Raw genomic sequence first — 7,957 nt, forward strand, 5'->3', positions numbered from 1 at the left:
AGACCAACCAATGCCGGACCAGAACAGCATGCCAGACACTGAAGGACAGCAGCAGGATGGTGCCACCCCGGATGACGGCACAGCCGGTCAGGACAATGGCGACTCGCCTGACGGCGAGCTGAGCCTCGGCGAGATCCCCACCATCGAGACGATGGAGTTGACCCCCGACATCGCCAAGCGCGCCCTCGACAGCTACATCGCCGCCAAGGAAAAATACGCCGATACTGACCTCGACCAATACGAGAACCTGCAGGACTTCGTCGACCAGACGGAAGACGGCAAGAAATTCGAGGCGGACGTGAAGGCGGCGGGCTTCGCCAACGTGAGCGACTGGAACCTTGCCGTCACCACGCTGGGCCTCACCTACTCCTCCGTCACGGACGACCAGAGCGATGATCTTCAGCAGCAGATCAAGGAGGTCGAGGATGACGCAGAACTGGCCCAGGACATGAAGGACAAGATGGTGAAAGCGCTGAAGGCGCTGATCCCGTCCGAAAACAACAAGAAGGTCATCGATGACCTGCTGAACGACCCGGTCTACGGCCCCAAGCTCAAGCAGCTCGACATCGAGGAAGAATGAGCGGTCTCCTGCAGTCCGCCCTCGCGGGCGGCGTGCTGCGCCTGACGCTTTCTGACGCGGCCACCCGCAACAGCCTCTCCGAGGCAATGATGGCGGAGCTGCAGTCGGCACTGGACACTGCTGCGACAAACGGCCAGGTGCGCGTCATCGTGCTGGCGGCAGAAGGGCCTGCCTTCTCCTCTGGCCATAACCTCAAGGAGATCACTGCGCACCGCGCGGATGCGGACAAGGGGGCGACCTACTTCGCAACCCTCTTCGATGCCTGCGCCCGCCTGATGCTGAGCGTTGTCAACAACCCGAAACCCGTCATCGCCGAAGTGGCGGGGCTTACGAGTGCCGCAGGCTGCCAGCTCGTCGCCACCTGCGATCTTGCCATCGCGGCGGAAGGTGCCCGCTTCTGCACGCCCGGCGTCAACATCGGCCTGTTCTGCTCCACCCCCATGGTTGCGCTGTCGCGCAACCTCTCCTCCAAGCACGCCATGGAAATGCTGCTGACGGGCGACATCTTCGGGGCGGAGGACGCGCTGCGCTTCGGTCTCGTCAATCGCGTGGTGCCGGCAGCAACGCTCACCGAAACCGTGGTGATGCTCGCCGCGAAAATCGCATCGAAGTCGATGGTCACGGTGAAGACCGGCAAGCAGGCCTTCTACCGCCAGCAGGACATGCCCCTCGCCGATGCCTATGCCTACACCGCCCGCGTCATGACCGAGAACCTGCTGAAGCGCGATGCCGAGGAAGGCATCGCCGCCTTCATCGCCAAGCGCGAACCGCACTGGACCGACGAGCCGTGAATCACGACAGCTATTCACCCGACTACATTCGCGACATCCTGCAATCGGTGAAGACCATCGCACTCGTCGGCGCTTCGGCCAACGAGGTGCGGCCCTCCTACTTCGTGATGAAGTACCTCATCGACAAGGGTTACGAGGTGATCCCGGTCAACCCCGGTCTCGCGGGCCAGCAGATCCTCGGTCAGACGGTCCACGCGAAGCTCGCCGATCTCCCGAAGCCCGTCGACATGGTGGACGTATTCCGCAATTCCGAGGCCGCTGGTCCCATCACCGACGAGGCGCTGGCACTGGCCACGCCGCCAAAGGTCATCTGGATGCAGCTTTCGGTTCGGAACGATGCGGCAGCAGCGCGCGCCGAGGCGCGGGGCGTGAAAGTGGTCATGAACCGCTGCCCCAAGATGGAATATGGCAAGCTGTCGGGCGAATGGGCCTGGGTGGGCGGCGATTCCGGCATCATTTCCTCGAAGAAGCAGGCCCTGCACGAAAGCGGTAAGATGCAGAGCTTGGGGCTGGGCCCCCGCAAGGGTTATTGATTGTAATCAAGTCGGCGGGCTACACACTGGTCTAGACACTGCGGCAGCAATCAACGACTGGAGCACTACATGGCCCTTGCCCCCAAGACCCGTTACGATGGCATCGCCATGATCATCCACTGGCTCACGGCCGTCCTGATGATCTACATGGTGTTCTTCGGCGAAGACCTGATGAAGTCCGGCGAGAAGCTCGCCAAGGCGGGTGACACGGCGAACGCCACCTTCGAGCCCTCGATCCACGTGACGCTCGGCGTGTCGATCATGCTGCTCACCATCCTGCGCATCCTCTGGCGCGTCACGCATACTGCACCCGCCTATCCGGCCAGCATGAAGCGCTATGAGGTCATTGGCTCCAAGTCGCTGCACGGCCTGTTCTACATCCTGCTGATTGCCATTCCGCTCACCGGCTGGATTACCTTCGGCGGCTTCTCGGAGGAAGTTCCAGCCATGGCCCAGGCCCAGCTCTTTGGCCTCTTCGCCATGCCGCAGCCGCCCTTCACCGGCGAGTGGGCCAAGGAGCTTCATGAACTGGGCAGCAATGCCGCGATGATCCTCATCGGCATCCACGTTTTGGCCGCGCTGAAGCACCAGTTCATCGACAAGGACGGAATCTTCGGTCGCATGCTGCCGTGGTAAGGCCAGCCCACCATTGAAGCGCTCATCATCGCCGGGCATGTCCCGGCGATCCTTTTTGGCGGCTGCACAAGCGATGCCCGGGTCAGGCCAGGGCATGATGCGTGAAGGGGGTAATTTCATGCCCCCTCCCGTCAAAATCCTTCAATTGTCCTTCGCCTGATCCCGCGATAGTCTCCCGCTCCGTTCAGTAAAGGGAGACGACAATGGCCGAGAGAAAACCGGGCTTCGACACGTTGGCGCTGCATGCAGGTCAGGCCCCTGACCCTGCCACGGGTGCCCGCATCACGCCAATCTACCAGACCACGGCCTTCGTCTTCAACGACGTGCAGCACGCCTCTGATCTCTTCGCGCTCCGGGCCTTCGGCAACATCTACACCCGCATCATGAACCCCACCCAGGGGGCGCTCGAAGGCAAGGTGACGGCACTCGAAGGCGGCACCGCCTCGCTCGCCGTGGCGTCTGGCCATGCGGCCCAGCTCCTTGCCTTCCACACCATCATGCAGCCAGGTGACGAATTCGTCGCCGCCCGCCAGCTCTACGGCGGCTCGATCAACCAGTTCGCCCACTCCTTCAAGTCATTCGGCTGGCACGTCGTGTGGGCCGATGGTGACGACCTCTCCTCCTTCGAGAAGGCCATCTCGCCCAAGACCAAGGCGATCTTCATCGAATCGATCTCCAACCCCGGTGGCCGCGTGACGGACATTGCCAGTGTCGCCAAGATCGCTCAGAAGGCGGGCATCCCGCTCATCGTCGACAACACGCTGGCCACGCCCTACCTGTGCAAGCCCTTCGAGCATGGCGCCAACATCGTGCTCCACTCGCTCACCAAGTTCATGGGCGGCCACGGCAACTCCATGGGCGGCGTCCTCGTCGACGGCGGCAATTTCGACTGGTCGAAGTCCGGCCGCTATCCGCTGCTGTCGGAGCCCAATGGCTCCTACCATGGCCTCAAGCTGCATGAGACCTTCGGCAACATCGCCTTCGCCATCGCCGCGCGCGTGCTCGGCCTGCGCGATCTCGGGCCGTCGATCGCCCCGCTCAACGCCTTCCTCATCCTCACCGGCATGGAAACGCTGGGCCTGCGCATGCAACGCCATTGCGAGAACGCGCTGAAGGTGGCGCAGTGGCTGAAGAAGCATCCAAACGTCTCGTGGGTGAACTACGCCAGCCTGCCGGATGACAAGTATCACGCACTTGCCCAGAAATACTGCCCGAAGGGCGCGGGCGCCGTCTTCACCTTCGGCCTCAAGGGCGGCTACGAAGCGGGCGTCAAGGCCGTGTCATCGGTGAAGATGCTGTCGCATCTTGCCAACATCGGCGACACGCGCTCGCTCATCATCCACCCGGCCTCGACAACGCACAGCCAGCTCAATGCCGACCAGCTCAAGCTGGCGGGCGCTGCGCCGGACGTGGTGCGCCTGTCGATTGGTCTGGAAGACGTTGAGGACATCATCGCCGATCTGGATCAGGCAATCTCGTAAGGCACGCTTCACCTCACGCCCAACACGCATCATGCCCGGGCTCGTCCCGGGCATGTTTTTTCGTCGCTACAAAGAGGGATCGCGGGGACAAGCTCGGCGATGATGAATGTGGAGATGGCGAAGGCGAACCCTAAACCCTAACGTCCCGCAGCACCGCCGAGCGCTCGCCCTTCAGCACGCAGTGCAGGTTCCAGATTGCCGCGGCGAACACCAGAAGCGCGCCACCCTGGTGTGCAAGTCCCAGCCACAGCGGCACCACCCACAGCAGCGTCCACACGCCAAGTGCGATCTGCGCGATGACGGCAGCGAGCAGGATCAGGCTCGGGCGCGAGCCTACGACATAGGCCTGCCCCGCCACCAGCACGGCAATCACATAGGCCAAGTTGCGGTGATTGAACTGCACGGTCAGCGCATTCTCGAACATGTTGCGCCACAACGGCTCCGCCGCGAACAGGCCCTTTGGCACCAATGCTCCGTCGATCAGCGGCCAGGTGTTGTAGCCGAAGCCCGCATCGAGCCCGGCCACGAAGCCGCCCGCCGCGATCTGCAGAAGCACCAATGCGGCGATGGCAAACGCCAGCCACTGCCGGCCGGTTTCCGGCGCATGCCGCTTCAGGCCTAGCCCGAAAGCCACCCACAGGATGGCACCATAGATGAACGTGGCGAGCGAGAGATGAGCCGCCAGCCGGTACTGGCTCACGTCCACCCGATCGACCAGGCCGGAGGCCACCATGTACCAGCCAAGGGCACCCTGCAGGCCACCCAGCACGAACAGCACGCCGCAGCGGATGGCGGTTGAGCGGTTCAGAGCCCCCGTCACCGCGAAATAGGCAAAGGGCAGGAAGAAGGCGAGGCCAATCACCCGGCCGAGGAAGCGGTGCGACCACTCCCACCAGTAGATGAACTCGAACTCGGCGAGCGTCATCCCCTTGTTGACCTGCTGGTACTCCGGGATCTGCTGGTACTTCTGGAAGGCTTCCAGCCAGTGCGTCTCGGTCAAGGGCGGAATGGCCCCCAGCAGGGGCTTCCACTCGGTGATGGACAGGCCGCTATCAGTGAGCCGCGTGGCGCCGCCCACGATCACCATGCAGAAGATCAGCGCCGCCACGCCGAAAAGCCACGCCCGCACATAGGGCATGGCCGAGGTTTGCCGGAAGTTGAGGGTTTCAGCAGTCATGACAGCGCAATACGGCTGAGGCGCCTACCGGTTCAAGTGATGAAGCGCCGCAGCCCCCGAGGCCGGGGAAGACCTTGCGTCAGGCCCGGGCCGCCTCTATCCAGCGGGCATGAACCAGCGCACCCGCAAGGCCATCGGCACCATCGCCACCGTTGCCTTCATCATCGTCTATGCCCTCGTGATGATGGCGGTGGGCGGCATGCTGGTCGTGGGCCGCGGCATGGCCTTCGAGCTGCCCTTCTACATCGTCGCGGGTGCAGGCTGGATGCCTGTCGTCATGGCCCTGATCCGCTGGATGTCGAAGCCGGACGCCGCCTGAGGGCTCAGTGCGTAAAGTTGGCGGCTGGCTACACCAAGATCTGCAACCGGACTCGCTCCGGCGGCATCGGATCTCGCACCGGCCTCACTTCAAGGCCGGCGTGTCGTCCTCCGTCAGCACGATGCCGTCGTTGTCATTTTCCGCAAAGGCCTCAACCGCATCGGCCTTCGGCCATTCGAATGTGAGGCCCGCAAGCCTTGCGCTGCCCGCGCCACGTATCTCGACCACATTCAGCAGCTGCCGCGCGTCGTCGCGCTCCAGCCGCACCGCGATTTCGCCCTGGATGCCAATGTCGCGCAGCGCGTCCACAAAGCCCAGCGAGGCCCTGAGTAGGCCAATCAGGCGGGGGTCGAGTTCACCGGCCATGGTCTTTCCTTCCGCTGCCGTGTTCAGGAAGGATTTACTATCTGGTCTCACTGAAAACATCCTGAAACTTCTCCATGAAGTCGATTTCATCGTCCTATGGCAAACATAAGTCGTTCATCGGAAATGGTTTTCCGCAACGTTTCTCGGTAAAGAGTTCCTTTCCGAAACCCTGAAAATCCTGTGCGCCGCATTTCCGGACTGCACATGAATCATGTCTACAAACGTTTTCATGCGCAGAGCTGACCAAACGCCCACCCCCGCCGCCGGACATGCCGTAATCGCGGCAGCACTTGGCCTGTCGTTGCTGGTGATGCTGCCGCTCGCCGCACCCTCTGCCGCCCGACTTGTGATCTGGCTCATCGGAGCGTGATTTGCGAGCAACTCCGGCCACATCGCATCAGGCCGACCGCCAATGGGTTTGCGTAGACCGCCATCCGTTGCCATGATGAACCGAAGTTGACGAGAGCGTCAGATGAAATTGCTGGAAACAAATGGCCGTCGCTATCTTTTTGTGATGGCGGTTGAAGCTGAATACGGCCCTGAACTCGCCCGGCGCTTCACGCCCCTGTTCACAGGGGTCGGCCCGGTGGAGGCAGCAGCCTCGGCATCCGCAGCCTTGGCGGCGCTTGCCGCCACCAATCGCCAGCCCGACATTGTCGTGAGCCTCGGCTCGGCGGGCTCAAACAGCCTCAACCAGACGGATGTCTATCAGGTATCCACCGTCAGTTATCGTGACATGGATGCATCGGGCATCGGCTTCGCCAAGGGCCTGACCCCGTTCCTCGACATTCCCGCTGAGTTGCCCCTGCACGCCCCGCTCGCCCATGTTCCCGCCAAGCGCCTTTCAACCGGAGCCAACATCGTCAGCGGGCCGGCCTACGCCGCAATTGACGCCGACATGGTGGACATGGAAACCTTCGCCATCGCCCGTTGCTGCATGCGCCACAACGTTCCCCTCATCGGGCTTCGCGGCATCTCAGACGGTGCGGCCGAGCTGAACCACATCAACGACTGGACGCAGTATCTCCACATCATCGATGGCAAGCTGGCAACCGTCGTTGACGGCTTGCTCGCCGGATAAGCAGGTTCGTCGGCGGCATCACTTCCCGGCGTTCATGCCTCTTTGTTCCGGGGTGCCGGCACCAAGTGTCCGCGGCGCTTGGCAATCACCAACATCACCACACCGGTGACGGTGCACAGAACAAGCGCAAACACCGATTGCTCCATGCCGAAGCTGCCACCCGTATAAAAGGTAGGCCCCTCGATCTTGGCCTTTAACAGGCCCGGTAGCGTGATGCTTCCGGAGACGATGCCGGAGAAGACGGCCGACTGCACATAGTTCCACAGCATGTGATAGCCAATGGCCATCCACAGACGCCGTGTGACCAGATAGAGGGCGGCAAGCAGCAGGCCCGCTTCGATCGCGATGTAGACGGCTCCGGCAAGCGTGGCGTCCGGGTTGATGAGATGGATGAGGCCAAAGACAAGCGACGAAACGACAATCGCAATCCAGCTGCCAGCCATGGCCTCGACTGAGCGGAACAGCACACCGCGAAACAGCAACTCCTCGAAGACCGATGACTTCACCGCAACGACGATTGCCGGTATCATGTAGGACAAGGGGTTCAGCCCTTCGATCTGGTACATGCCGACCAGCATCAGGAGCAGCACGCAAGCTGCATAGAGCACGATGCCGATCAATCCGCCGATGGCCCATTCGCGGCCCGCTCCCGGCAAGGACAGTTCGGTCACATCGCGGCGTTCGATCAGCCTTCCCCAGCCGACATAAACCGCCATCACCGCAAGCACACGGGCATCACCTGGATGCTGTGGACGGCCATGTCGATCTATGATGTTGCCGAAGCAACAGGCACCAGCGTGAAGATTATCGAAAAGGTCTACGCGCACGCCAGGACGACCGAGGCGATGCTCGGACGCGCCTTTCGGCAGCGGAGGAGGTCGTAATGTCCGACACGACGCTCAAACTGTCCGCAAACTGTCCGATTTCCATAAAAAAGGACACACGAAATATCGTATGTCCTTGTTTTAATGGTCGGAGCGACTGGATTCGAAC

The 7,957-nt window shown here is 62.1% G+C and carries 11 protein-coding genes; 8 read left to right on the plus strand and 3 right to left on the minus strand.

Features of this window, described 5'->3' with window-relative positions:
- The 5 genes from WCJ41_RS18805 to WCJ41_RS18825 form a co-directional block, all read left to right on the plus strand.
- Positions 1-580: hypothetical protein (locus WCJ41_RS18805; RefSeq protein WP_336907372.1), on the plus strand; the 580-nt coding region annotated here is incomplete at its 5' end.
- The gene (locus WCJ41_RS18810) at positions 577-1,371 is read left to right on the plus strand and encodes an enoyl-CoA hydratase (RefSeq protein WP_336907373.1); all 795 of its coding nucleotides are present in this window, start codon (positions 577-579) and stop codon (positions 1,369-1,371) included. The genes WCJ41_RS18805 and WCJ41_RS18810, both read left to right, overlap by 4 nt.
- Entirely contained in the window at positions 1,368-1,904 is a 537-nt protein-coding gene (locus WCJ41_RS18815) for a CoA-binding protein (RefSeq protein WP_336907374.1), read from the plus strand. The genes WCJ41_RS18810 and WCJ41_RS18815 overlap by 4 nt, the downstream gene beginning before the upstream one ends.
- Before the next feature lie 69 nt (positions 1,905-1,973).
- Positions 1,974-2,540 (plus strand): cytochrome b, encoded by a 567-nt coding sequence (locus WCJ41_RS18820; protein ID WP_336907375.1) that lies wholly within the window; start codon positions 1,974-1,976, stop codon positions 2,538-2,540.
- A gap of 203 nt (positions 2,541-2,743) precedes the next feature.
- Positions 2,744-4,021 (plus strand): O-acetylhomoserine aminocarboxypropyltransferase, encoded by a 1,278-nt coding sequence (locus WCJ41_RS18825; RefSeq protein WP_336907376.1) that lies wholly within the window; start codon positions 2,744-2,746, stop codon positions 4,019-4,021.
- A 130-nt stretch (positions 4,022-4,151) separates the two neighbouring features.
- Here the strand turns inward: WCJ41_RS18825 and WCJ41_RS18830 are convergent, their stop codons facing one another.
- A complete protein-coding gene (locus WCJ41_RS18830) occupies positions 4,152-5,198 on the minus strand; it encodes a COX15/CtaA family protein (protein ID WP_336907377.1) in 1,047 nt (348 codons plus the stop codon).
- Between the two features lie 109 nt (positions 5,199-5,307).
- Here WCJ41_RS18830 and WCJ41_RS18835 point away from each other — a divergent pair, with 109 nt between their 5' ends.
- A complete protein-coding gene (locus WCJ41_RS18835; RefSeq protein WP_336907378.1) occupies positions 5,308-5,517 on the plus strand; it encodes a DUF2842 domain-containing protein in 210 nt (69 codons plus the stop codon).
- A gap of 84 nt (positions 5,518-5,601) precedes the next feature.
- Here the strand turns inward: WCJ41_RS18835 and WCJ41_RS18840 are convergent, their stop codons facing one another.
- Positions 5,602-5,943 (minus strand): hypothetical protein, encoded by a 342-nt coding sequence (locus tag WCJ41_RS18840; RefSeq protein WP_336907379.1) that lies wholly within the window; start codon positions 5,941-5,943, stop codon positions 5,602-5,604.
- Between the two features lie 169 nt (positions 5,944-6,112).
- Between WCJ41_RS18840 and WCJ41_RS18845 the strand changes: the two genes are divergently transcribed.
- Both WCJ41_RS18845 and WCJ41_RS18850 read left to right on the plus strand, forming a co-directional pair.
- The gene (locus WCJ41_RS18845; RefSeq protein ID WP_336907380.1) at positions 6,113-6,253 is read left to right on the plus strand and encodes a hypothetical protein; all 141 of its coding nucleotides are present in this window, start codon (positions 6,113-6,115) and stop codon (positions 6,251-6,253) included.
- 102 nt (positions 6,254-6,355) lie between these two features.
- Positions 6,356-6,964: a 5'-methylthioadenosine/S-adenosylhomocysteine nucleosidase gene (locus tag WCJ41_RS18850; RefSeq protein WP_336907381.1), complete on the plus strand. Its 609-nt coding sequence runs from the start codon at positions 6,356-6,358 to the stop codon at positions 6,962-6,964.
- 32 nt (positions 6,965-6,996) lie between these two features.
- Here the strand turns inward: WCJ41_RS18850 and WCJ41_RS18855 are convergent, their stop codons facing one another.
- The gene (locus WCJ41_RS18855; protein WP_336907382.1) at positions 6,997-7,680 is read right to left on the minus strand and encodes a CPBP family intramembrane glutamic endopeptidase; all 684 of its coding nucleotides are present in this window, start codon (positions 7,678-7,680) and stop codon (positions 6,997-6,999) included.
- Between the last annotated feature and the right edge of the window lie 277 nt (positions 7,681-7,957).

It is taken from the genome of Aestuariivirga sp., from assembly GCF_037139295.1.
Classification (GTDB): domain Bacteria; phylum Pseudomonadota; class Alphaproteobacteria; order Rhizobiales; family Aestuariivirgaceae; genus Aestuariivirga.